The 24,583-nt window shown below is 50.5% G+C and carries 25 protein-coding genes and 1 other RNA gene; 1 reads left to right on the top strand and 25 read right to left on the bottom strand.

What is annotated here, in order from left to right; all coding sequences use genetic code 11:
• Window positions 1–48 precede the first annotated feature (48 nt).
• From M3194_RS07970 to M3194_RS07960, 3 genes are read right to left on the bottom strand one after another with little or no spacing between them, the layout of a single operon-like run.
• Complete coding sequence (locus tag M3194_RS07970) at window positions 49–495, bottom strand: DUF4190 domain-containing protein (protein WP_251652886.1); 447 nt, start codon at window positions 493–495, stop codon at window positions 49–51.
• A 6-nt stretch (window positions 496–501) separates the two neighbouring features.
• Complete coding sequence (locus tag M3194_RS07965; protein ID WP_251652885.1) at window positions 502–708, bottom strand: DUF1540 domain-containing protein; 207 nt, start codon at window positions 706–708, stop codon at window positions 502–504.
• A 54-nt stretch (window positions 709–762) separates the two neighbouring features.
• Window positions 763–1,263: a YpuI family protein gene (locus tag M3194_RS07960; RefSeq protein WP_251652884.1), complete on the bottom strand. Its 501-nt coding sequence runs from the start codon at window positions 1,261–1,263 to the stop codon at window positions 763–765.
• Window positions 1,264–1,452: 189 nt separating this feature from the next.
• On the opposite strand from M3194_RS07960, the gene M3194_RS07955 reads away from it, so the two are divergent.
• A complete protein-coding gene (locus tag M3194_RS07955; protein ID WP_251652883.1) occupies window positions 1,453–3,315 on the top strand; it encodes a S8 family peptidase in 1,863 nt (620 codons plus the stop codon).
• A 432-nt stretch (window positions 3,316–3,747) separates the two neighbouring features.
• Here M3194_RS07955 and rnpB read toward each other — a convergent pair.
• The 22 genes from rnpB to floA all read right to left on the bottom strand — a co-directional run bounded on the left by rnpB (window position 3,748) and on the right by floA (window position 24,575).
• Window positions 3,748–4,154: RNase P RNA component class A (rnpB, locus tag M3194_RS07950), an RNA gene on the bottom strand.
• 64 nt (window positions 4,155–4,218) lie between these two features.
• Window positions 4,219–5,340 (bottom strand): Nif3-like dinuclear metal center hexameric protein, encoded by a 1,122-nt coding sequence (locus M3194_RS07945; RefSeq protein ID WP_251652882.1) that lies wholly within the window; start codon window positions 5,338–5,340, stop codon window positions 4,219–4,221.
• Window positions 5,307–6,095 (bottom strand): tRNA (adenine(22)-N(1))-methyltransferase, encoded by a 789-nt coding sequence (locus tag M3194_RS07940; protein WP_251652881.1) that lies wholly within the window; start codon window positions 6,093–6,095, stop codon window positions 5,307–5,309. The genes M3194_RS07945 and M3194_RS07940 overlap by 34 nt, the downstream gene beginning before the upstream one ends.
• Entirely contained in the window at window positions 6,095–6,934 is an 840-nt protein-coding gene (locus M3194_RS07935) for a hypothetical protein (RefSeq protein WP_251652880.1), read from the bottom strand. Before M3194_RS07935 ends, M3194_RS07940 begins: the two co-directional genes overlap by 1 nt.
• Window positions 6,935–7,033: 99 nt before the next feature.
• On the bottom strand, window positions 7,034–8,164 hold the full coding sequence (gene rpoD, locus M3194_RS07930) for an RNA polymerase sigma factor RpoD (RefSeq protein WP_127496383.1): 1,131 nt from the start codon (window positions 8,162–8,164) through the stop codon (window positions 7,034–7,036).
• Between the two features lie 31 nt (window positions 8,165–8,195).
• Window positions 8,196–10,034, bottom strand: a complete 1,839-nt coding sequence (gene dnaG / locus M3194_RS07925; protein ID WP_251652879.1) for a DNA primase — start codon at window positions 10,032–10,034, stop codon at window positions 8,196–8,198.
• Window positions 10,035–10,075: 41 nt separating this feature from the next.
• Window positions 10,076–10,546 carry a YaiI/YqxD family protein gene (locus M3194_RS07920; RefSeq protein ID WP_251652878.1) on the bottom strand — a complete coding sequence of 157 codons (471 nt, stop codon included), beginning with the start codon at window positions 10,544–10,546 and terminating at the stop codon, window positions 10,076–10,078.
• A gap of 86 nt (window positions 10,547–10,632) precedes the next feature.
• Window positions 10,633–11,445, bottom strand: a complete 813-nt coding sequence (locus M3194_RS07915) for a pyruvate, water dikinase regulatory protein (RefSeq protein WP_251653203.1) — start codon at window positions 11,443–11,445, stop codon at window positions 10,633–10,635.
• 60 nt (window positions 11,446–11,505) lie between these two features.
• Window positions 11,506–13,587, bottom strand: a complete 2,082-nt coding sequence (glyS, locus tag M3194_RS07910) for a glycine--tRNA ligase subunit beta (protein WP_251652877.1) — start codon at window positions 13,585–13,587, stop codon at window positions 11,506–11,508.
• Window positions 13,580–14,467, bottom strand: coding sequence for a glycine--tRNA ligase subunit alpha (gene glyQ, locus M3194_RS07905; RefSeq protein WP_251652876.1), 888 nt, complete (start codon window positions 14,465–14,467; stop codon window positions 13,580–13,582). The genes glyS and glyQ overlap by 8 nt, the downstream gene beginning before the upstream one ends.
• 426 nt (window positions 14,468–14,893) lie before the next feature.
• Window positions 14,894–15,643 (bottom strand): DNA repair protein RecO, encoded by a 750-nt coding sequence (gene recO, locus M3194_RS07900; protein WP_251652875.1) that lies wholly within the window; start codon window positions 15,641–15,643, stop codon window positions 14,894–14,896.
• A gap of 49 nt (window positions 15,644–15,692) precedes the next feature.
• Window positions 15,693–15,854 carry a YqzL family protein gene (locus M3194_RS07895; protein ID WP_091188858.1) on the bottom strand — a complete coding sequence of 54 codons (162 nt, stop codon included), beginning with the start codon at window positions 15,852–15,854 and terminating at the stop codon, window positions 15,693–15,695.
• Window positions 15,855–15,954: 100 nt separating this feature from the next.
• Complete coding sequence (gene era, locus M3194_RS07890) at window positions 15,955–16,854, bottom strand: GTPase Era (RefSeq protein WP_251652874.1); 900 nt, start codon at window positions 16,852–16,854, stop codon at window positions 15,955–15,957.
• An 8-nt stretch (window positions 16,855–16,862) separates the two neighbouring features.
• Window positions 16,863–17,297 carry a cytidine deaminase gene (cdd, locus tag M3194_RS07885; protein WP_251652873.1) on the bottom strand — a complete coding sequence of 145 codons (435 nt, stop codon included), beginning with the start codon at window positions 17,295–17,297 and terminating at the stop codon, window positions 16,863–16,865.
• Window positions 17,298–17,318: 21 nt separating this feature from the next.
• The gene (locus tag M3194_RS07880; protein WP_251652872.1) at window positions 17,319–17,684 is read right to left on the bottom strand and encodes a diacylglycerol kinase family protein; all 366 of its coding nucleotides are present in this window, start codon (window positions 17,682–17,684) and stop codon (window positions 17,319–17,321) included.
• Window positions 17,684–18,181: an rRNA maturation RNase YbeY gene (gene ybeY, locus M3194_RS07875; RefSeq protein ID WP_251652871.1), complete on the bottom strand. Its 498-nt coding sequence runs from the start codon at window positions 18,179–18,181 to the stop codon at window positions 17,684–17,686. The genes M3194_RS07880 and ybeY overlap by 1 nt, the downstream gene beginning before the upstream one ends.
• Before the next feature lie 6 nt (window positions 18,182–18,187).
• Window positions 18,188–20,428, bottom strand: a complete 2,241-nt coding sequence (locus M3194_RS07870; protein ID WP_251652870.1) for an HD family phosphohydrolase — start codon at window positions 20,426–20,428, stop codon at window positions 18,188–18,190.
• 17 nt (window positions 20,429–20,445) lie between these two features.
• A complete protein-coding gene (locus tag M3194_RS07865; RefSeq protein ID WP_251652869.1) occupies window positions 20,446–21,426 on the bottom strand; it encodes a PhoH family protein in 981 nt (326 codons plus the stop codon).
• Window positions 21,423–22,616 (bottom strand): sporulation protein YqfD, encoded by a 1,194-nt coding sequence (gene yqfD, locus M3194_RS07860; RefSeq protein WP_251652868.1) that lies wholly within the window; start codon window positions 22,614–22,616, stop codon window positions 21,423–21,425. Before yqfD ends, M3194_RS07865 begins: the two co-directional genes overlap by 4 nt.
• Before the next feature lie 2 nt (window positions 22,617–22,618).
• The gene (gene yqfC / locus M3194_RS07855) at window positions 22,619–22,906 is read right to left on the bottom strand and encodes a sporulation protein YqfC (protein ID WP_251652867.1); all 288 of its coding nucleotides are present in this window, start codon (window positions 22,904–22,906) and stop codon (window positions 22,619–22,621) included.
• A gap of 164 nt (window positions 22,907–23,070) precedes the next feature.
• Window positions 23,071–23,556: a hypothetical protein gene (locus M3194_RS07850; RefSeq protein ID WP_251652866.1), complete on the bottom strand. Its 486-nt coding sequence runs from the start codon at window positions 23,554–23,556 to the stop codon at window positions 23,071–23,073.
• 35 nt (window positions 23,557–23,591) lie between these two features.
• Window positions 23,592–24,575: a flotillin-like protein FloA gene (gene floA, locus M3194_RS07845; protein WP_251652865.1), complete on the bottom strand. Its 984-nt coding sequence runs from the start codon at window positions 24,573–24,575 to the stop codon at window positions 23,592–23,594.
• Window positions 24,576–24,583 lie beyond the last annotated feature (8 nt).

The following is a 24,583-nucleotide window of genomic DNA, read 5'->3' as shown; positions in this document are numbered from 1 at the left end:
ATGTAACAAAAAAAGCCTAGGCAGCAGATTGCCGCCAAGGCTTTGACTTCAGGTGACCGCATAATAAAAAGGTACGATAACTAATGAAAGCAATACCGCGATAAGACCAACTGCCATTGCCCATCCGCCAAGCGCTCTTGCTCCCTGACGATAAGCAATAAAGCCTAGTACGGCTGAGGTGATGCCCAGAACAACCGGCCATAAGAACCAGGATGCAGCGGCGAACACAAGCGCTACCCAGCCTAGTGCGGTACCTCCGGCTTCAACCGCATCTGCGGCTTCTTCAATCTTCTGTTCCCTAGGCACATAAGAGACAGGACTGCCTACAGCGAAATCCGCCGCCATTTCTTCGTGGACGTTGCCAACTTTATTCTCATTCGCCCATTCCTCCACTTTACCGCCATTCAGATCCGGCATGGCGTTTGGAGCCGATACTTCGTATTCTGGGTAATCGTTTTTATGACGATCCGTGACATTTAAGCCTCTTTGATCCATTCCCCGTCACTCCTTCGGTTTAAAAGTGTGGCAGCAGGTAGCGGACGATTCCGTCGCTTGATCTTCATGGTAAAGTCCAAGTTCGTCATTGGCAAACTCTTCGCTAAAGTTCCCATGCTGATCAATATCAACAGTAATGGCATCAGCATTGCAGTTGTTGCCCTCTTTCCAGAAGGTACAGTTTGATACGCTGCAGGTTACGCCTTTCGGCATAAAAAAATCACCTCCGATATCAAGTTTCCCTGATCGAAAGTGATTCATTCCGTCCTATTTTTGCCCCTGCATGCGGCGCTGGGTCATGTAGTCATTCTCATAATAAGCCAGCTCATCGCGCAGCTCTTCATAGATCTTGGATACGCTGAGGACGATGTCACGTGCTTCGCGGACAGGCTTAAAGCGGAAGCGGATAGCGTCTTGTCCGGTGTAAGCATAACGGCCGTCTTCCGAATAACATTCATTCTTCGGATAGAAGAAGGCGTTCACGCACTGATGATATACATCGTACAAGGCGCGTTCAGCAAAATCGTTATCGAAATTTGGCCGTCTGAGAAGTACTCCCAATTTCTCAACCGAGACTTCAGAGAAGACCAACAAATGTCTCAAATCAGACAAAAGGCCTCTGTAAAACGTTTGTGCTTCATCTCCAGTTTCTTCGCCGATTAATTGGTTCAGCGAATACTGGTTAAGAAACGATTCCAATTGATTAATTGCATCTTTTAACTTTGTACGCGATGTTTCACTAAGCGACTTCGCATTGGTCGATGGCATAAGGTAGTTCCCCTTTCTTCTACTACAACAAAAAAAACTAAGGCACCGACAATATGATACCACAAATTACATAGCATTGGTACTGGCGTTTCCGACATTGTTCTGCGCATATTTTCAGCCTAACGATGTGCAACCTATCCATTAGTCTGACAATTACGCTCGCATAGCAATGGAGGGACTTGAGGAACAATGAATGCAAAAAAATGGATTGGTCTTTGTGCCATTATAGCACTGGTAGCCATTGTCGTACCGGGCACACGTTATATCTTCAATGACCGAAAGGCGCCTGATTCCAATGTCAGGAACTTCTCGGCTGAACAGGAAAAAACACTTAAAGTGAAAACCTTAAATAAAGATATGGATGCCACTTCCCTTCTCTGTACAACCGAATGCAGCAAAGAATTCCATAAGCTCATGAACAATGGAGCGAAAGCCGGTACCTTTAAGGCTCAAAGCGATAAGGTTGCCCATATGATGGGTATGCATAAACATATGGCCTACATCAGCTGGATTAATGGGAACCGGAGCGTGGATCGCGGCGCTCTACCGGATAAGACAGCCGCACGCTACGTTGCCGATGCCAAAGCAAAGGTGAAGGCCGGCCAGTCTTATCAATCCAGGCCGTTCATGAGCGAAACCGGCAGCCGGTACGTGGTGCTTGGCGTTCCGAGCGGCAAAAAGAACGGAATTGGTGTTGTTGGCGTCATCAATCAGGATATTGTCATGCAGGTCGAGCGGCATCAGAAGCGGAATCTGCGGCTTGTACCTTACCCGGCGGAAGGCAATTACCGGATTGAATCGGTTGAACCGAATTCCAATCGCGAAACAACCGTGCATGATGGTGAAGACAACGGTAATGCCAGCCATTATCACGTCAAAGATGTGGTTGTACATTTTCAGGATAAACTGACAGCCAACCAATTAGAACAAATCAAGCAAAAAATCAATGCCCAGAACATTCAACGAATCGGCGACACTTACGTCTTCCGTTCCAAGGACATGGATGCCGATAAAATGGTCCATTATTTCCAGAAGTCCTGGAAAACCGAATACGTTGAACCGCATTATCTGTATCTGACGAACGATAAGGCAGATGATGATGCTGACATCATCAAGCCTAACGATGCCCTTTATTCCCAGTACCAATGGAACCTGCCTTCGATTGAAACCGAGAAAGGCTGGGGCTTATCGAAAGGCAACGACAAAGTGATCGTAGCTATTCTGGATACGGGCGTGCAAGCGGATCATCCGGATCTTAAGGGCAAGCTGATGGATGGCACGAATATCGTGGATTCCAATGCCGCTCCTAACGATGATGTTGGTCATGGTACCCATGTCGCCGGCATTATCGGAGCTTCCGTAAATAATGGCGAAGGTGTAGCAGGCATCTCCTGGTACAACAAGCTATTGCCGGTGAAAGTGCTCGATAGCAGCGGTGCAGGTTCCACCTATTCGGTTGCCCAAGGGATCATCTGGGCGACAGATCATGGCGCCAAAGTGATTAATATGAGCCTTGGCAACTACGCGCAGGCGGAATTCCTTCACGATGCTATTAAGTATGCATACGAACATGATGTGGTGTTGGTTGCAGCGAGCGGGAATGATAATACGGACCGCCCGGGCTACCCTGCCGCTTATCCGGAAGTATTCGCTGTTGCGGCAACAGATTCAAGCAATAACAAAGCTTCATTCTCGAACTATGGGGATTATATTGACGTGGCGGCGCCTGGCGACAGTATCGCGAGCACTTACCCTGGCGGCCAATATGCGGCCTTGTCAGGCACTTCAATGGCCAGTCCTCATGTCGCGGCGTTGGCCGGCTTGATCCGCTCGATTAATCCCGACCTCAACAATGAGGAAGTTATGGAGATCATGCGGAAGTCCGCCATTGATCTTGGCAACAAAGGCAAAGACAATTATTTCGGCTATGGCCTTATCGATGTCGACAAAGCTTTGAAGGCAGCATCCAACTACACTAGCGCCCTTCAGAACTTCCCAGGCCAAACCGAGCGCCGTCTGGAAGCTATCAGCCGGAAGTACAACGCAGGTTAAACAATATGCAAGCATCCTCTGGCAATGGCCGGAGGATGCTTTTTCTTTTGAATTTCTAACTTACCATAAAGAAGACTCGTTCCAATCGCCTTTGTCGGCATGATAGCAGCGGCTGGAATGAGATGCTTCAATATCTTGTACTTAGATGTTGTACCGAGCGTCATAGCACGCGCGAGGTTCCTCTCGTTTAGAGGAACATCAAATAAGCATCCTTGGCAGAAGCCAAGGATGCTTATTTGTTGTTGTGCAGGAAAGAAGTTGGCGAGTTAGGAGGAGAGGAAAGGAGGATCACATTCCAGACGCCTTTGTCGGCACGACAACAGCGGCTGGAATGTGATCCTCCGTCCATGACGACCCAATAGCCAACCAACCCGCAACAACCAACAAAAAAGCCTCCCGGCGAATGCCAGGAGGCGTAATTTGTTGTCCGTTGCGGAAAGTTTGCCGTAAGCCGGGTTCTGTACTTCCAAGTGGTAATAGCGGGAACGACCCTCCCACGACGAAGCGACAATCATCTATCTAGGCCATTCATTGCTGAACAGCTCAAGCAACCAACCCGAACGAGCCTCGGGCTAAGGCTGCAGCTCTAGGCTGCTACGTTCTCTCGGTCTTGCTCCAAGTGGGGTTTACCAGGAATATAGTCACCCATACTCCTCGTGGTCTCTTACACCACGGTTCCACCCTTGCCTGTGCACGGCGTTAGCCGGCCATCGGCGGTCCATTTCTGTGGCACTATCCTTCAGCTCGCGCTGACTGGACGTTATCCAGCACCCTGCCCTGTGGAGCCCGGACTTTCCTCTCGCGGCAACAAGGCCGCCAGCGATTGTCTGTCAAACTTTCCGATGCACGAATAAGTATACAGGGTATTTTACAAAACCTCAACCTGTTTTATCGATCCAAATGCTACACGAACAGGAAAGGCTCCGTATTAATGGAGGAATGAACAGCTTTTGTCTCATACTTCCGTTCCGACAGCTGCTGATTCAGCCAATCCGCCACGCGCTGCTTCATGATCTTCTCCACATTATGGCCGGGATCAATGATCGACAAACCATCGGCAAGCGCATCATGAGCCGTATGATAGTCTACATCCCCTGTGATCAGAACATCAGCGCCGGCAAATTGGGCATGTCTTGCGTAACGTCCGCCGGATCCGCCTAATACGGCAGCTTTCTTAATCACCCGGTTCGGATCACCAACGAGACGTACATAAGGCACCTCGAACACTACCTTTACCTTCTCCGCCAACTCGCCAAGCGTAATCGGTGTCTCCAGCTTCCCGCTCCGGCCAAGTCCAAAGGAACGTCCTTTCAGGTCAACCGAATACAGGTCATACGCAACCTCTTCATAGGGATGCGCCTTAAGCATAGCCTGCACTACTTTACGGTGAACGCTATGCGGAACAATCGTTTCGATACGGACCTCTTTCGCTTTTTCCAATTGCCCGGGCTTGCCGATAAAAGGATTCGTTCCTTCCCCTGGCAAGAAAGTACCCGTTCCCTCAATGTTAAAGCTGCAATGGCTGTAATCGCCGATATGGCCGGCGCCTGCCTGAAACATCGCCTGAAGCACCTTCTCGTGATGTTCCTCCGGTACAAAGACAACAAGCTTGTACAGTTTATCGGTATGAACTTCCTCCAGGCATTGCCTTCCGTCAGTCTTGATTCCAACCAGATCGGCCATCCAATCATTAATGCCGCCGTCAGCAACATCCAGATTCGTATGCGATATATAGACCGCAATATCGTTCTTGATCAATTTCTCATACAATTTTCCAGCAGGTGTTGAAGTATCCAGCTTGGACAGAGGACGATAGATGATGGCATGATGCGCAATAATGAGCTCGGCGCCAGCCGCAATCGCTTCATCCACAACTTCATCCGTCACATCCAACGCTACGATGATTTTCCGGATTTCCTTATTTAAAGTGCCAAGCTGCAGTCCGATCTTATCGTTCTCGACTGCATAATGCTTTGGCGCTAGCTGCTCCATTATTTGGATGACGGTCTGCCCGTTTGCAAACATTGAAGCACCTCCTCAATCACATTCATTTCCTTGCGGAATTGCTGTTTCTTATGCTCAGCCTGCTCGAGGTCAGATTGCGACATCTGAGTAACAATCCTGCCAAGCTTCTCAAGCTCTAACCGCCACTTCTTGAAAAAGACTTCTTGCGGAGAACGAAGCAAATGAGGCCCCATTTTCTCCAGAATGGCCGGCCCCTTATCCTGATAGGCAGGCAGTGACAGGAAGGACGAGTCGTATACTTCGGCATTGCGTTTCTTCGCTTCTGCCTCATCATATTTGAAGGCATGCAGCACTTCATATATTTTATCGTCCTCTTCCAGAATGGCTTCTTCCGCGAGGAACCATCCATGCTTCAGCAGCCAGCTGCGCACAAACTCTTCGCCGACATTGGGCTGAAGAACAAGCTCCTTCACCCCATCCAGCTTCCCTGCCGTAAAGCCCTCTTCCAGGATACTGCTCATCAGACTTCCGCCCATTCCGGCAATCGTTACCGTATCGGCTTCCCCAGGCTGCAGGACAGACAAGCCGTCACCCCGGCGGACCTGAAGCTTGCTGGTGAGACCCGCATCCGCTGTCTGTTTGCGCGCCGCCTCGAACGGACCGGGATTTAACTCCCCTGCAATAGCGGACGGTATGCGTCCCGATTGAATCAAATAAACCGGAAGCAGCGCGTGATCGGAGCCAATATCCGCTACGCGCGAGCCCGGTGATACAAAGTCTGCAATTGTCTGCAGGCGATTCGAAAGTTTCAACATTAAGCAACCCACACCATCCATTGTTTTCGCATAAAGAACAACAGTCCGCCGCCGGCAGCAATTTTGAGCAGCAATTGAAGCTGCAGCTGCAGCATGACCGGTTCTTTCCATACAATCATTTCATATAACTCCGGCATAAACCACAATATCGCACAAGCTGCGAATAAGACCATTGCCGCAGGCTTGGACCAACGATGAACAAACCAGCTTCCCCAGCCGAACAATATAGAGAGCGGCATCCAATAAAGCTGCGATTCATACCACTCCGGCACGCTCGTAAATTTGGCCAGCATCCACGCGTATACCATTATTCCCGCAAGCCACCCGCATAGATGCAGCAGCTGGATCCGAGCCGCAATTCCGTATATGACCCAGAATAACGCACATAATCCAAGCATGCCTGCCTTCCAGCCCCAATCCGTCATATCGTGCTGGTCTAATATGTATAAGCCGGAGCCAAGCATAAGCAGCATGCCTGCCCCGGTAACAGCTAGTCCCGCTGCCTCGTGTCGACGCCTCAAACGGGCGCCAAACCATAGCAGACCAATGACGCCAACAACCGAAACCCCAATTTGCAATAGCGGGTGAAAAACGTTAAAATAAAGCACAACAAAGGAAATAAAGGTAAAAAATCCAAATGTAAGGAGCCAATGCTTGCCGGAAGCATGCTGAACGGCCATTACGGCTTTGGCTATCGAATGACTGGATTCACGTTTGGTTTCCTTACTATGATCCATGTACAAGTTAAGCAGAAAATCACAATATTGATCCGGCAGCAGCTTGCTTCTGCTCCAGTGCTCAATCTCCCTGACGATTATCTGACGTCGCTCTTCATTCATATGCCTTATGTTGTCCTCTCGGGTAGAATGACGATTAGGTCAATCGGAAAAAAAGACCTTGCTGCAAGAGCAGAAAGGTCGTTATCGGTTAAGGCTATCTTATTCTAGGAAATCTTTAAGCCGTTTGCTGCGGCTAGGGTGACGAAGCTTCCGCAATGCTTTTGCTTCGATCTGACGAATCCGTTCACGGGTTACGCCGAATACTTTACCAACCTCTTCGAGGGTGCGAGTACGGCCATCGTCGAGTCCAAAGCGCAGGCGGAGAACATTCTCTTCACGTTCGGTCAGCGTATCAAGAACATCCTCAAGCTGTTCCTTGAGCAGCTCGTAAGCCGCTGCATCAGCTGGTGCCAATGCTTCCTGATCTTCAATGAAGTCGCCCAGATGCGAATCGTCTTCTTCACCAATCGGTGTTTCGAGCGATACAGGCTCTTGTGCAATCTTCATGATTTCTCTGACTTTATCCGTGCTAAGTTCCATCTCAGCCGCAATTTCTTCCGGGGTCGGTTCGCGTCCAAGCTCTTGAAGGAGCTGTCTCGATACCCGAATCAGCTTGTTGATCGTTTCGACCATATGAACCGGAATCCGAATGGTACGCGCTTGGTCCGCAATTGCGCGGGTAATCGCTTGGCGAATCCACCATGTTGCATACGTACTGAATTTAAAGCCTTTTTGATGATCAAACTTCTCAACCGCTTTAATCAAGCCCATGTTGCCTTCTTGAATCAAATCAAGGAACAGCATGCCACGGCCGACGTAGCGTTTTGCGATACTGACAACGAGACGAAGGTTCGCTTCAGCAAGTCTCCGCTTTGCTTCCTCATCCCCGTTCTCAATCCGTCTTGCGAGTTCGATTTCATCATCCGCCGACAGGAGCGGAACACGACCAATTTCCTTTAAGTACATCCGTACAGGGTCATTAATCTTGATCCCTGGAGGTAAGGCCAGGTCATCGTCGAAGTTGAAATCATCCTGCTCACGATCAGAATCCTCGCCGCGGTTAAGCGGATCGCGATCCTCATCTCTTTCGTTTAATACCTCAATTCCTAAATCATCAAGCTGTTCGAAAAACTCGTCGATTTGCTCCGGATCTTGATCAAACGGCGATAATTTCTCCATAATCTCTTTATAAGTTAAGGAGGCTCTTTTCTTCCCCTGTTCAATCAATTGTTCCTTCACTAAATCCAATTTTTGTTCGGCATCTAGTTCAGTATGCTGATCATTCGCCATATTCCGACTCCCTCCTCCCTAGAACCGATAGTCAAGTCGTTCCTTTTAGCTGTCTCTCTAGGGTTATAATCTCACTTAACATTTGCGCAGCGAGCAGATGATCTCCGGCGCGTTCCGCCTGCATCATTTCCTCTTTTTTTCGGTCGACTTCCCGGAACCTAGGAACCTTGATAATGTCCTGAATATCGGCTTCCAAAATTGCATCGTCAAAAGGAAAATCTCCGTCCATCATCAGAATGGCTGCAGCCGTTCTCTCCAGACGTTCGTCTTGGAGTGAGGCAATAAACCGCCCGGCATCCGGATCATAGCCCTGCGCATAAAATGCGTATAAATAAGCAGCAAGCGCTGCGTGATCCTCAATATTGAACGCGTCCCCCAGCTTCTCATGTACGGTCAGCGCTACATCTCTGTCGCGCATCATCACATGAAGCAGCCGCCGCTCTACATAGGTATAAGCAGGCAGCAGCGCAGGAGGCCCCGATCTTCGGCGATTTTCATTCCTACCATTATTCCACGAATTGTCGTTATTATCCCTTCCGGGTTTCTTTTTTTGCAATTCTTGATGCTTAATATGACAATCCTGCTTCAATACCTCTAATGGGAAATTAAATTCGCGTGAAAGCTCCTGCAGATAAACCTCGCGTTCGATAGCGGAATCAAGCTCTGCCACAATTCCAGCGGCTTCAAGCAAGTAATTTTTCCGACCTTCTTCTTTTAGCAGTATATGGTTTTTTCTTGAATATATAAGCTTAAATTTTGTAGTTGTGACAGGCTGATCAATCACTTCTCGCAGATAAGTATCCGGACCGTACTCGGTTATATATTCATCCGGATCTTTTCCTTTCGGAAGCATGGATACCATCACTCTAAGCCCTGCTCCTTCTAGCATAGGAATGGATTTCATGGCGGCTGCTTGTCCAGCGTCGTCACCATCGTAACAGACCACAATTTCTTCGGCCTGGCGGGCAAGTATCGTGCAATGCTCCTCCGTCAAAGCCGTTCCCATCGTGGCGATCCCATTCTTCACGCCCGCGCTCCAAGATTTAATAACATCCATATACCCTTCGAATAAGACGACTTGCTTGCTCTTGCGGATGGCAGGTCGCGCATGATGCAGATTGTATAACATACGGCTTTTGGTAAAAATCATGGTTTCCGGAGAGTTCAAATATTTCGGCTGGCCTTCGCCGATTATTCGCCCCGCAAACGCGGTTACCTTGCCGTCCCGATCCCATATCGGAAACATAATTCGTCCCCGAAACCGGTCTACATATCCACTTCCGTCTGACTTCGCAGATAGCAGCCCGCCTTTCTCCATTAAGGAGGGATCGAAATTTCTTGCCGATAAAAACCGGCTTAGCGTATCCCACTGTTCCGGTGCGTAGCCGATCATAAAATGATTGATCAGCTTGTCGCCAAGCCCGCGGTCCCGTAAATAATCCTTGGCTGCCCGGCCATGCTGCGTGTTGTTCAGTAAATAGTTGTACAGCTTCGCAGTCAGCTCATGCGCTTCCAGAATCGAGCTCCGATCCGTATCGGCGGCTGTTGGCTTAGCGCCGTCCGGGTTCGCCCAGGTTACAGGGATGCCTGCTTGTTCGGCAAGCACTCGGACCGCTTCCGGAAAGGTATAGCTTTCAATCTCTTCCACGAACCTTATGACATTGCCTGTCTTGCCGCAGCCGTAACAATGAAAAATCTGCAGTTCCGGTGTGACGGTAAAGGATGGCGTCTTCTCGGAATGGAAGGGACAAAGCCCTTTCATGTACTTGCCGTTCTTCGAGAGATGAACGTATTTGCTCACCGTATCTACGATGTCATGATGACGGCGTACCGCCTCAATAACGTCATCCGGTATTTTACCGTAGGTCATGGTCCATCACCTTCATCCTAATGACACGTAAATAATATTCGCTATATGTCATGTTTCTCCTGCAAGTTTGATAAAACTTTTGTCAACTTTTGTTGAAAACGCTCCCGATCGTCGCTGTTCATTGCTTTTGGGCCCTTCGTCTTGCCGCCCGCACGCCTTCGTTTCGCCGCTTCGTGACGCCGTTCCATCAAATAATCGATGTTCTCGTCCGAATACTCTTCGCCGCGTGTAGACAAGACGACCGCTCCCTTCCCGATCGCAATGCATGCTAGACCAAAATCCTGCGTAATCACGATATCGCCTTTGGATATATGATTTACGATATACAAATCGACCGATTGGCTGCTCCGGTCGACTTGCACAACCGAAACACCTTCTTGAGGCTCAAGCCGATGGTCATAGGAGGATACCATGACTACCGGAACACGGAAGCTGCGCGCGGCCAAAGCAATTTCGGTCTTAACGGGACAAGCGTCGCCGTCAACGACGATCGTCGGTTGTTTATGCTCCAATCACGCATCACCGCTCATTTTTTTGTATATTTCAATTACCGTACTATTATATACGGCAAGTCTTCAAAAAAATCCTGCATTTTGGCTTACACGCCGCGAAAATGCTCCATAATCAGACTTGCCGTTTCTTCTACCGCTCGATGCGACACATCGATCACGACGCAGCCGATTTGTTTCATTATGCCTTCCGCGTATTCAAGCTCCTTAAAGATCCGGTCCTCCGCCGCGTACGACGCATTGTCTGGCAGCCCCAGCGCCTTCAGCCGTTCCTTGCGGATGATGTTCAAATACGGAACGCCAATCGTAAGGCCGATGATCCGTTCAACCGGGACATTGAACAGCTCCTTCGGTGCCTTGATTTCCGGGACGAGCGGGATGTTGGCTACCTTGTATTTCTGATGCGCCAGATACATGGACAGCGGAGTCTTCGACGTCCGCGATACGCCGATCAGGACGATATCGGCTTTTAGTACCCCTGAAGGGTCTTTGGCATCATCATAGCGCACGGCAAACTCGACAGCATCCACCTTGCGGAAATAATCCGCGTCAAGCACATGGTTAAGACCAGGCTCTTGACGGGAATGACGGCCCGTCTGCCGCTCCAGACTTTCAATCAGCGAGCCAAGAAGATCAATCGCTTCGACTTCATGCTCCTTGGCCAGGTTCTTCATCGCCTCCCGCAGATGCGGAATAACAAGCGTATACAGCACGATAGCGCCGGACAGCTTGGCTTGCAGAACAAACCTTTCCAGGGTCGGGACATCCATCACAAACGGTGCGCGGCGGATGTCCGTCTGAACGGGATGAAATTGCGCGACCGCGGCACGGACCACAAGCTCTCCCGTATCCCCTGCAGCATCAGATACAACATAGATAATTACTTCGGCTGAGCCTGCCATAATCATCATCCCTTCCTTCTATGGATTGACGACAATGATGCAATGACGAATGAAGAGTAATTACCAGACCAGCTTCGAGAAGTCGGCTATTGCTGTAATGTCATCCGCAATCAGCGCAAGCGAGGCAAGACGGTTGCTGCGTACAGCGTCATCTTTAGCCATAACCATAACCGAATCGAAATAAGCGTTAATAGCTTGTTTAAGCGATGACAAATTAGCGAGTGCGGAAGCAATATCTCCCTCGGCAATTGCGCTTGCGACTGCCGGGTGGGCTTTTTGCCATTGCTCGTACAGAGCACCTTCCGCCGCTTCTTCAAACAGAGCCGGATCTACCGAACGCGATTCCGCTTTGGAAGCCAAATTGCATACCCGGTTAAAGGCATCAATAGTCAGCTTGAATTCACTGCGTTCGCTGCCGGAAGACAGTTCGTTAATAAGCGCGGCGCGTTCAACGGTAATACGCAGATCATTGAATCCGGTTGCCATTACGGCATCAACGACGTCATACCGGTTAGCTTGCTCCGACAAAACATTCTTCACGCGAAGCGCAAAGAAGTCGTTCAGGTCTTTACGAATCTCGTCGCTTGAGCGTTTCATCCCGCGTGCTGCATGCACTTCCAGAGCGGCGTCAAACAGATCCGTCAGCTTCAGGTCAAGTCCTTGAGCCAGAATGATCTGAACGATACCCGATGCCTGACGGCGCAGGGCATAAGGATCCTGAGAGCCTGTCGGGATAATGCCGATGGAGAAGCACCCCGCGATGGTATCCATTTTGTCAGCAAGGCTGACAATCGCGCCTACAACGGATGCCGGAGCACGGTCGCCTGCAAAGCGAGGCTGGTAATGCTCGTTGATTGCTTTTGCTACCGCTGCGCTTTCACCGGCTTTGCGGGCGTAATCCTCACCCATAATGCCTTGCAGCTCAGGGAATTCGTATACCATCTGGGTAACAAGGTCGAATTTGCAAATATCCGCTGCACGGCTTGCTGCCGCAGCCGTATCGGCTTCCACACCAAGCTTCGCTGCAAGCAGATCCGCCGTTGCGCGAATTCTTCTTACTTTGTCCGCCACCGAACCCAGCTCTTCGTGGTAAACGATATTCTCCAGCTTCGCAAGCGCATCGTTAATAGCAAGCTTCTGATCTTCCTCGTAGAAGAATTTCGCGTCGGACAGACGCGCGCGAAGCACTTTCTCGTTGCCTTTCGCCACATTGTCGATCGAAGTCCGGTCACCGTTGCGCACGGTTACGAAGTACGGCTGGAGCTGGCCTTCCGCATTTAATACCGGGAAGTAGCGCTGATGCTCGCGCATCGACGTAATGAGAACCTCCTGCGGGATACGGAGGAATGCAGGATCAAACGTCCCATATAATACGTTCGGATACTCGACCAGGAATAAGACCTCTTCGAGCAAATCTTCTTTAATGGCGATCTCCCAGCTTTTTTCCTTGGCGAGCTCTTGGATTTGAGCCACGATAATCTGCTCGCGTTCTTCAACGTCAACGATCACGTGCTGCTCGCGCAGACGCTCTTTGTATTCCGCGGGAGAAGCTACAACCGTCTCTTCGCCAAGGAAGCGATGACCGCGGGATACGTTGCCGCTCTTCACATTCGTAATCTCGATAGGAATAATATCTTGACCGAACAATGCAATGATCCATTTAATTGGGCGGACGAACTTCAGCTCATAGCTGCCCCAACGCATGTTTTTCGGGAAGGACATCGACGTAATGAGGTTCGTCAGTCCTTCGGGCAATACGGATGCCGTATCCGTGCCTACGCTGCTTTTGTTTGCATAGACATACTCAACTCCGGCAAGCTCTTGGAAAAAGAATTGATCCGGCTCAACGCCTTGGCTGCGAGCGAAGCCAAGCGCCGCTTTGCTCCAGTTGCCTTGGTCATCCAAGGCGATTTTGCGGGAAGGACCTTTAACCTGCTCGTTTACGTCCTCTTGCTTCTCGACCACGCCTTTAACGTACAACGCAAGACGGCGCGGCGTAGCGAATACTTCTACCGCTTCGTAAGGAATACGCGAGTCGTCAAACCATTTGACCGCCTTCTCCTTCAATTGGTTCATGGCACCGCGCACGAATCGCGCCGGTACTTCCTCAAGTCCAAGCTCCAGCAATAAATCCTTAGCCATTGTTCTCCACTCCTTTCTTCAACAGAGGGAAGCCGAGACGTTCCCGCTCCTCCAGATAAGTCGCTGCGCAGGCACGCGCGAGGTTGCGGACGCGCATAATGTAGCCCGTACGCTCCGTTACGCTGATCGCCCCCCGTGCGTCCAGCAAGTTAAACGTATGGGAGCATTTCAGAACGTAGTCGTAAGCCGGGAACACCAGCTTATGCTCCATCGTTTTCTTCGCTTCTTCCTCGTACATGTTGAACAATTGGAACAACATCGCGGAATCCGATGTCTCAAACGTATATTTCGAGTGCTCGAATTCCGGCTGCAGGAAAACGTCGCCGTAAGTTACGCCGTCTACCCATTCCAGATCAAACACGTTCTCTTTTTCCTGAATGTACGAAGCCAGACGCTCCATACCATACGTAATTTCCACCGCAACCGGGTTAGCGTCGATACCGCCGACCTGCTGGAAGTAAGTGAACTGCGTAATCTCCATGCCGTTCAGCCATACTTCCCATCCAAGTCCCCAAGCACCAAGCGTAGGCGATTCCCAGTTATCTTCAACAAAGCGGATATCATGATGCTTCGGATCGATGCCAAGGCGCTTCAAGCTTTCCAAGTAAAGCTCCTGGATGTTATCCGGGGACGGCTTCAAAATAACCTGGAATTGATGATGCTGGTATAACCGGTTCGGGTTCTCGCCGTAACGGCCGTCAGCAGGACGGCGCGACGGCTCCACATAAGCCACGTTCCATGGCTCCGGGCCAATCGTGCGGAGGAAGGTCATCGGGTTCATCGTGCCCGCGCCCTTCTCTACATCGTACGGCTGTACGAGAATACAGTTTTGCTCTGCCCAGAACTGCTGCAGTGTCAATATCATGCCTTGAAAATTCATGACCATTTCGCTCCTTTATCATTTAGTAAGGCGGATCCGGGGACACAAAAAGCTCCCGTCTCTACGCCTGCTGCCAGACGTAGGGACGAGAGCTGACTCCCGCGGTTCCACCCTACTTGATTTCCGCTTGCGGCTGCATATGCCAAGCAACGCGCGAAAATCCTCTTTTGGTTAACTGACTCCGGAGTGCCCTTTCGCAAGTTTGGCCTGCCCGGGCTTCCACTGTCCCCGAATCGCTATCACAAGGCATCAACTGCTACTTTCTCCATCACTGTCCATATTCGTATTCCAATATATTAAACATTTTTAATGCCGTTGTCAAACCAGTTATTAGGCACTAATGCCCACACTCTTCGTTTCAGCCGGACCGCTTCTTGAAGTTGTTCCCGTAGACATTTTATTCGTTCATTTCCCGCCGGCGTGGGCTTAATCAAAAGAATACTTATCCATCTGATCCAGAAACGTTCTGGACTTCAGCGGAATGCCGATATGAACATCCATAAGTTCTCTCATAATCTTCTTCAGCTCTTTTTTGGTCTCCGGCTTCACTTGGATGGCTCCGAGACGCCTAAGATCCATGCGGCTGAACAATCTGAGCAATTTATAAGCACCCTCGCCCATCGGAACGGCCTGCGCGTCATTCCTTGCGCAGCGCGGACATAACACGCCTCCCGCGTGAGGACTTAACCGGAAGGGTCCTTCCTCGCTTCCGCAGTTTACGCAGTTTTCAAGCTCAGGCGAATAGCCTGCAGCATCCAGTATCCGCATCTCATAGAGATGCGAAATAATTTGGGGATCCTTTCCCTCCTGCATCGCCATCAGGCCGGCCTTAAGCTGTTCAAACAATAAGGCGCCTGACTCGTCCTCTTGAAGCGTTCTGTCCGTCAGCTCCGCCATATAAGAGGCGTAAGCAGCCAGATCCAGCTGTTCACGCAAAAGATGGTGAGATTCAAGAATCTCACCAGCATTAAGTGTGCCTAATCCTTTATTCCGGAAAAAAACGAACTCGCCGTATGTAAATGGCTGCGCGAGAGAAGCATGTCTGCTCTTCACCTTCTTCGCGCCGCGCACCATAACGCCTAGCTTGCCGTTTGTTTTCGTCAGAAGCGTAATAATTTTATTGCCTTCCCCATAATCCATGCTGCGGATGACAATGCCTTCCACACGATACAGCATACACCCTTCTCCCCCATGCTTACTTCAAGGCAGCCTGCAGGATAACTAATTAAAGGGCAGACGAATCCTCGAACTCAGCAGCAAGCTCCTCATTGTCTCCCGGCAAATGTTGAGGATGATTCTCTGGACCAAGCTGATCCATTTCCTTGTAGAGCATGTAAGACTCTACGTCACCGGTCAATGTAAAATACTTCCACGAAAAATTCCGCATTCGTATTCATCCCTTTCCGCCTTGGAAATGAAGCCCTAGACGGTAATTAGGATGCGGTAAAACCACGAATGCTATCCTTAACAAATTTCGTCAATCCGGCTTAATCGTTCCGGAAGCCGAAATCTTTCAAAACGCGCTCCTGGTTGCGCCAATCCTTCTTCACCTTGACCCAAAGCTCCAGGAATGTGCGTGATCCAAGCAGCGCTTCAATATCGCGGCGGGCTTGCTTGCCCACTTCCTTCAGCAAGGCGCCCTTCTTGCCGATAATAATCCCCTTCTGCGAATCCCGCTCGACGAAAATAACGGCGCCAATATAGACTACGCCATTCTCCTGAACGCGCATATCTTCAATACCGACGGCAATGGAATGGGGAATCTCCTCGCGGGTCATATGCAGGATTTTCTCGCGGATAAGCTCGGCGCAGACAAATTGCTCCGGATGGTCCGTAACCTGGTCAGCCGGGTAGTATTGAGGTCCTTCCGGCAAATACTTCTGAATCTGCGTTAGCAGCGTTTCGACGTTATTGCCCTGAAGTGCCGAGATAGGTACGATCTCCGCGAAAGGATACAGATCCTTGTACTGCGTAATGGTCGACAGAAGCTGTTCAGGCTGAACCTTGTCGATCTTGTTCATGACAAGGAATACGGGCGTATCCACTTTCTTAAGCTGCTCGATAATAAAACGGTCGCCGCCGCCCAATCCGTCTGCAACGTCGATTAAGAAGAGTACAGCCTCGACCTCTTTCAAGGCGCCTTCTGCCGTCTTCATCATATAATCGCCAAGCTTGGACTGCGGTTTATGAATACCCGGTGTATCCAGGAATACGATCTGGGTAGTATCCGTCGTATACACGCCATGAATTTTATTGCGCGTCGTTTGGGGCTTATCCGACATAATGGCGATTTTTTGCCCGATTAAATGGTTCATAAGCGTGGATTTGCCGACATTAGGACGGCCGATTATAGCCACAAAGCCGGATCTGAATTTCGTTTGACTCATTTGAATGGTTAACTTCCTTTCTCTAATGAAGACGGTGTAAACGCGCCAGGAAGCAGCTCGGCAACCGTCATGACGTTCCATTTGCCTTCCAGATTGCCCATAACAACCGGCATGTCCGGTTTGCAAAGCTCAACCAATACCTGGCGGCAAACTCCGCATGGCGTAATCGGATCATCCGTATCCCCCATGACGGCGATGACCTGGAATTGTCCAGGCCGCTTGCCATCTGCAATTGCGCGGAATAAAGCGGTTCTCTCGGCGCAATTGCACGGGCTGTATGCGGCGTTCTCGACATTGCAGCCATAATGGATATGGCCGCTGTCGTCCAGAAGCGCTGCACCAACGCGAAAATTGGAGTATGGCACATAAGCCCGCAACATGGCCTCTTTCGCTGCATTTAGCAATTTCGAATATTCTTCCGATAATCCCTCGAATGATGCCATGATCCTCAACTCCTATTATTCCTATTCATTCACGATAAAATGCCATAAGGGCGGCCCAAGAATGAGCAGCCCAATGATGACAGCCATACATGCCGAGACCAGCACAGCGCCGGCAGCCACGTCCTTGGCCGCTTTCGCAAGCGGGTGGATATCCGGGCTGGCCAAGTCAACGGTTTTCTCAATTGCCGTGTTAACCATTTCTAGTGAAATAACAAGCGCCATCGTTAACAGCAGCACCGCCCATTCCAGACGGGTCAGGGGCAGCATAGCCCCGATTATGCATACGATAACAGCAGCTATAGCATGGATCTTCATATGCCGCTGGGACCTAACAGCCAAGACAATTCCTGAACAAGCAAAGGAAAGGCTGCGGATAAACTTCGGCATTAACGCGACAAACCTGCCTTTTGCAATACGGCTTCCTGTTTGGAAGTCATCTCCGCTTCACCTGCATCGTCCATATGGTCATAACCCAGCAAATGAAGGAAACCGTGTACGAACAAGAACCCAATCTCCCGTTCCAGGGAGTGGCCGTAATCCTCGCTTTGCTCCTGCGCCTTCTCAACCGAGATGACGATATCGCCCAGCATGCCGGAGATCGGGTCAACTTCATCCTCGCTCTCCACCTCGAAGATAATGTCGAGCTCTTCCGTTCCATCATCCTGCATCGCGAACGATAATACGTCCGTAGGACGGTCGATATCGCGGTATTCGCGGTTAAGCTGGTGAATCTGCTCGTTGTCGGTAAACGTCAGGGTGACTTCGCCGTCGGCCAGCCCTTCCATCTCGCCGGCAATCTGCAGAAGCTGCTCCAGCCTCTCGATCCATTGCTCCGGAATTTCGATTTTCTCTTGTTCATTGCTCCAGTCTAATTGCAAGCTCATGCTAAGTTAACGCTCCTTTGGTTTTACATCTTCCGGATATTCAATCCGCGAGTGGAATATGCCAATCACGCTTTCCTTGAGCGAGTGAGCAATCTTGTCGAGCTCCTTCATCGTCAGATCGCACTCATTATATTGATTGTCATCTACGCGGCTTTTAATAATCTTCTGAATCATCGCCTCGACCTGCTCGACGGTTGGCCCCCGCAGACTGCGGACCGCCGCTTCTACGCAATCGGCAAGACCAACGATGGCCGCTTCCTTCGATTGCGCTTTTGGCCCCGGATAACGGTAGTCATCTTCGGTGAAATTCACTTGAATGCCCTGCTCCTCGGCTTGTTTAAGAGCTTTGAAGTAGAAGAACTTCAAGGACGTTGTACCGTGATGCTGCTCCGCGATATCCCGGATCGGCTTCGGAATGTTTTGTGCCTTCAGCATGTCTACCCCGTCGCGGGCATGGGCCACAATGATTGATTTACTCAATTTAGGCTCAATCGTATCATGCGGATTTTCCATATTGGTCTGGTTCTCGATAAAATAGCTCGGCCGCTTCGTCTTCCCAATATCGTGGTAATACGAACCTACGCGGCAGAGAAGCCCGTCCGCACCAATGGACTCGGCTGCCGCTTCCGCGAGATTGCCAACCATAACGCTGTGATGATAGGTACCCGGCGTCTCGGTGAGCAGCTTGCGAAGAAGCGGATGATTCGGGTTAGAGAGCTCTACCAGCTTCAAGGCTGATAGTATACCAAATGTGATTTCGAAGAATGGCATAAGCCCGATAACCAGAATCGCCGTCAATAGTCCGCTGGCGAATGCGAAAGCGAGAGAGTACACTAGCGGACCCTGCTCGAGCTGTTCGGTCAGGAACATAAGCGACAATACGGCCAGCGAACCAAACAAGCTGACCATAATGCCCGCTTTCAGAATCGTAGACCGCTGGCTTGCCCTGTGAATCGAGAAAATCGCCGCCAGGGATACAACGATGATAACAAAACCGTACTGGAAATCGAAAATTTGCCCGGTCTGTGTATTTAGTATAATACTTCCGCTAATCGCAAACAAAACGGAGCTGATCAGCGCCAGATGCACGTCGAGCAGCAGCGTAATCAACATCGTTCCGAGCGCGGCCGGCGCCAAATAACCGGCATATGGCGCGGAATCCGTCTGCGTTAGGGAAATAACCTGCATCGTAATAATATTGATCAGATAAATGAGCCAAAGCATCAGCAGATGAGTATTGCTGTAGCTCGGCTTGGTACTGTCCATGCTGCCGTATTGGTGAAGATACGTGTACAAGCCGACCACCATTATGACGGACATGAGCAGCAGTCCCAGTTGAGGCCAATAATTGCGTTTGTCCTGCAGCAGCTCGGACTCTTTCAGGAGTTCGTACATTTCCGGGGTAATGATCTCGCCGCGCTTCACGATAAGATCGCCCTCTTTAATGACAACCTGCGGAGTATTCTGCTTTGCCAGAATCTTGGCTTCGTCAGTAGCCTGTTGATCGAGGAACCGGTTCGGCATTATCGTAAAGCGTGCCAGCTCCTGCACGATCTCGCGGCTTGTGCGGTTGGTCAGCGAGCTGGCATTCACCAGCTCCGCTACCTTCGTGCGCGCCGTCTCCGCATCTCGGAGCTGTTCGCTCATCAGCTTGCGAACGACTTCCTGCCCGACCGTGCGCATCTCTTCCAGCTGGTCCAGCGTCAGATTGGGCAGCTTGTAGAACGTCTCTTCCGGTATCGTATAGACTTGCTCCTTGATAACCTTAGACATCTCGTCCAGCAAGGTATCGCTGTACTTGTCGGAGCCCATGTTCATCTTGACGAAATTATCGACAAAAGCATTGTATTTGCCGGGAATCTCGTTCCGGTAGATTTCCACCTTGTTCTGAACGGTCACCTGGTCATCCAGGTTCAACTGCTCGATCCGGATAAAGATCTGATCGATCAGCTGTTCATTGCGAAAAGCGACATTGGTGTAAATGGAATCGATTTTGTTTGCCGCTTCTTCCTGCGCTTCCAGCGTTGCCTTGCTGTCAAAGATTTGATGCGGTGCCGCAATATCCTTATCGCTCGGGGCATCCACCTGGATGTCATAGGTTTCCGGCACCAGATGAGGCGCCAGGCTGAAATAGAACAGCAGCACAAACATAAATAAGAGCAAGTAGCGCACTGCCGAGCTCTGTTTCCAGCCAGCCGGTTTGGCCTGCTGCAGATTTGTTTGTTTTCCGGCCTGAGTCTGATTCATCGAGCGGACATTCCTCTCTATGCTTTGTTTTCAGCGTCCCAGTTGTATGCCACGATTATTTTTTGAACCAAGGAATGGCGAACGACGTCTTGCTCGGAGAAATGAATAAAACCAATTTCGTCAATATCTCGTAAAATGCGCTGCGCCTCGATGAGCCCGGAGTTTTTGCCCCGCGGCAAATCAATCTGCGTCACGTCGCCTGTAATCACCATTTTCGAACCAAAGCCAAGCCTTGTCAGAAACATCTTCATTTGTTCCGGAGTCGTGTTTTGCGCTTCGTCCAAAATAATAAACGAATCATCCAGCGTACGTCCGCGCATATAAGCAAGCGGAGCGATCTCGATCGTTCCGCGCTCGAACGCCTTCGCCGTTTGATCCGGACCAAGCACATCGTGAAGCGCGTCATAGAGCGGCCTCAAATAAGGGTCTACCTTCTCTTGCAGATCGCCGGGCAGGAAGCCCAGGTTCTCACCCGCTTCTACGGCAGGACGAGTCAGCATTATTTTTTTAACAGAGCCTTCTTTTAGCGCCGCAACTGCTAGAACAACCGCAAGATACGTTTTGCCTGTACCGGCAGGTCCAATCCCGAACACAATATCCTGCTTCTTGATTGTCTTCACATAGTGACGCTGACCGATTGTCTTCACGCGAATCGGCTTGCCTCTGTATGTCGTCGTAATTTCAGCTTTAAGCAAATCGAGCAGTTCTTCCGCTTGCATGCTGCGCGCAAGATCAAGCGCATAAGTGATGTCTCTCTCCGATGGTGTGTAACCGCCGCGGACAAGCTGCAGCAGGACATTATAGAACTGCTCTAGCGATTCCACTTCTTGTGCAGGGCCGGAAATGACAATCTCCGCTTCCCGGGAAGATAGAGTTGCCTCCATCTGCTGCTGCACAATCTTTAGATACTTATCTTGGGGGCCAAACACGGCCAGTCCCTCTACGGCATTCTGGAGCGGAATTTTGACTACTTTTGCTTCACTCTGCAACAACCTCATTCTCCTTGCATCTGGACTAGTGGCATCTCTTCTACGATTGATTGCTCCACTTCAAAAAGAACTTTCATATAAACTTTACCATTGTCCGTCTTTTCATGCAAAACAATTTCCTTTAATATAACAGCGTCATTGCCTGCTTTCAGCATGACGTCGGATTTCGCCTGGAGCATTCCGTTATTTTTCGCTTCTTCGTCCGTAAGCTCCCTTACGTCGGTCCGGACCTCCATTATGGTCTTTTTCAGCCGCCCGAACGGCAGCTTCCAGCTGCGCCACACCGCCTTTTCCTCAACGACGACATCCTCGGAAGAATCAAACGGATTTTTGCCGTACCCGCTAACCTGAAGAGCTCGGCTGCCAAAGACGGCATACCATTTTGTCTTTTTCTCTCCCGTATATACCTTGACCTCCTGCGCAAGAGGGGACACCACATTAAATTCGTACCATACGAGGCCCCGAACACTGCCCTTCGCCACAACGGACTTCGTATAAGCGCCGCCTCCAATGGTTCCCGAGATCAGGGTCTGGCCTTTCTTTACCTTCATATTTTTCTTGACGACCGGTCGGCCCTTCTCTGTGTAGATCTCCGTAATAACCGCATCATTGGAGGCAATCAGATGACGGGGGTTTTGCAGATCCACCTTCTCGGGCTCTGTTGCTTCAACAATCTCAATGACGATCCTTGTCCCTTTTTTCTCCACGCCAACCCAGGTAGCGCCCGGAAGATCCGTCACCAGCTCCTTGGCCAGCTGATCCTTGTCCTTTAATCGGAATGACCATTGCATCGGGAAGATCCCTTCGCTCTTAGCCGCCTTAAGAACCTGCTCCTCCGTCAGCTTGACGTTCCCTTTCACTTCAACGGACCATACAAGCGAGGATAACAGATAAATGCCGATAAAAAACAAACCGATTCCAATCGCGAAAAACTTTCTTTTCTCAATCCGGACAAGCCAAAAAGGCATGCCTTCTCTCTTGGTGACATGCGCCCTGCAGCCTGTCTCCTTCAAGAACGGACGAAGACGGAAAAAATCCCCTACTGACAGCTCGAATTCCAGCAGCTTATCGCTTGTCCACCGGATGGAAGACAGTTCGAGCCCCCCTTCGAGAGCCCGGTTCACGAGCCGTTCAGGTTGTCCGCCCCTGATATGCACCGTAACAACACCGCGAATCCACTGCAGCCATTGACCAGCCATGCTTATCCCTCCTGATCCCTTACTTCGATACTTTTGATTTGACCCTCTATGAAAACCTCTTCCGTCCAGATCGTTCTTATGACAAGCGAGGTACCTGTCACTTCCAGCTCGCCCCTGCTTAATGCCAGTCTCAGCTTCTCGCTGGAGAAATGAAGTACGCCGCGATGGTTCTCGATATAAAGCTGACGGTCTCCGATCATCGTCATGCGGGGCAGATCATAGACTACATCCTGCGGCAAATCCAATATATCGGCAGTCAATTTGCGTAATTTACGATTTAAACGGCCCATAGCTGATCCATTGTCCCCCTCCGCCGCGCGAGTGCACATTATTGTACTGTACCAAAATATGCGGCGACGGAACGATTTATGAGATATATGGATGCTCTTTGGTGATAAAAAAGAACAGCCGGGCAACGATGCGTAGACGCATCGTTACACGGCTGTTCTTTAAATTATTTGCCAAAAGGGCGCTTGGAACGCGGAGGCCCCAATATTTCGGCCCATACGATCGCTTTACGCAGCTCGTCGGCTTTTGGAGTCGTTATCTCGGTTCTGCTCTCAACGGAAGGAACGGCTGCCTGAGGTTTGGGTTTGGCTGCACCCAAACGTGCACGAGGCGGCTCCGAAGGACGGCCGGTAGCGGCCTGAACGGCCCGTTCCAAAGCCTGCGACCCGGTACCCTCGTCAGAGCCCATTCCCTCCCCTTGAGAGGAGGAGCTGGTCATTACGGGCTTCTGAGGCTGATATTCTTCTTCATCCTCCTCTTCCCATGCCGGATCTTGACGGTTTCCGGGCTTATGCGGATCGTTCCCGCCGCCAAAGCTCGGCATTCGGTTCGAACGGCGCTTGGAACCGGAGCGGCCAAACATCGAGAAGAGAACACCGCCAATTACGATGACCCAGTATATATTTTCGAGCAGAAAACTTATTAATTTCACGCCTGCACCTCCCTCACGCGACGCAGCGGGGCGCCTTAGTTGTCTTTATCGGCAGGTGTGTCCGGCTTGCCAATCGTATTGCGCATTTGAGTATCGGCCTCGATATTCTTCAGGTTCATATAATCCATTACGCCGATTTTACCGGATTTCAAGGCATCCGCCATTGCAAGCGGAACCTGGGACTCGGATTCCACGACTTTCGCGCGCATCTCTACGACGCGGGCTTTCATCTCTTGCTCCTGCGCTACCGCCATGGCACGCCGCTCTTCGGCTTTCGCCTGCGCGATCCGTTTGTCGGCCTCGGCTTGCTCGGTTTGCAAGTGAGCACCGATGTTTTTGCCTACGTCAACGTCCGCAATATCAATGGACAGGATTTCGAAGGCAGTACCGGCATCAAGACCTTTGCCAAGCACGGTACGGGAGATCATATCCGGATTCTCGAGCACGTCTTTATGCGAATTCGAGGAACCAACCGTTGTAACAATGCCTTCGCCTACGCGGGCGATAATGGTTTCTTCGCCTGCGCCGCCGACCAGGCGTTCAATGTTGGCGCGTACGGTTACGCGGGCTTTAACTTTTACCTCAATGCCGTCCTTCGCAACCGCAGCTACGATAGGCGTCTCGATGACACGCGGGTTAACGCTCATTTGCACCGCTTGCAGTACATCACGGCCGGCAAGGTCAATCGCTGCCGCGCGCTCGAAGACGAGCGGAATGTTTGCGCGTTGCGCGGCAATCAAGGCGTTAACAACGCGGTCAACGTTACCGCCGGCGAGGAAGTGACTCTCCAGCTGATTAATCGTAAGTCCTAGTCCAGCCTTCGTTGCTTTAATCAACGGGTTAACGATCCGGCTAGGCGTTACGCGGCGGAGACGCATCGCAACCAGTGTAATAATGCCGATTCTTACGCCCGATGCCAGAGCGGAGATCCATAGCATAATCGGGAAGAAGCTTAAGAATACGGATAGTACAATGATCGCTACCACTACAATAATTAATACGGATACAATCGGATCCATTTGGTATA

This window comes from Paenibacillus glycanilyticus, from assembly GCF_023715145.1.
Taxonomy (GTDB): Bacteria; Bacillota; Bacilli; order Paenibacillales; family Paenibacillaceae; genus Pristimantibacillus; species Pristimantibacillus glycanilyticus_A.
This window is presented reverse-complemented; position numbering and strand designations above follow the sequence as displayed.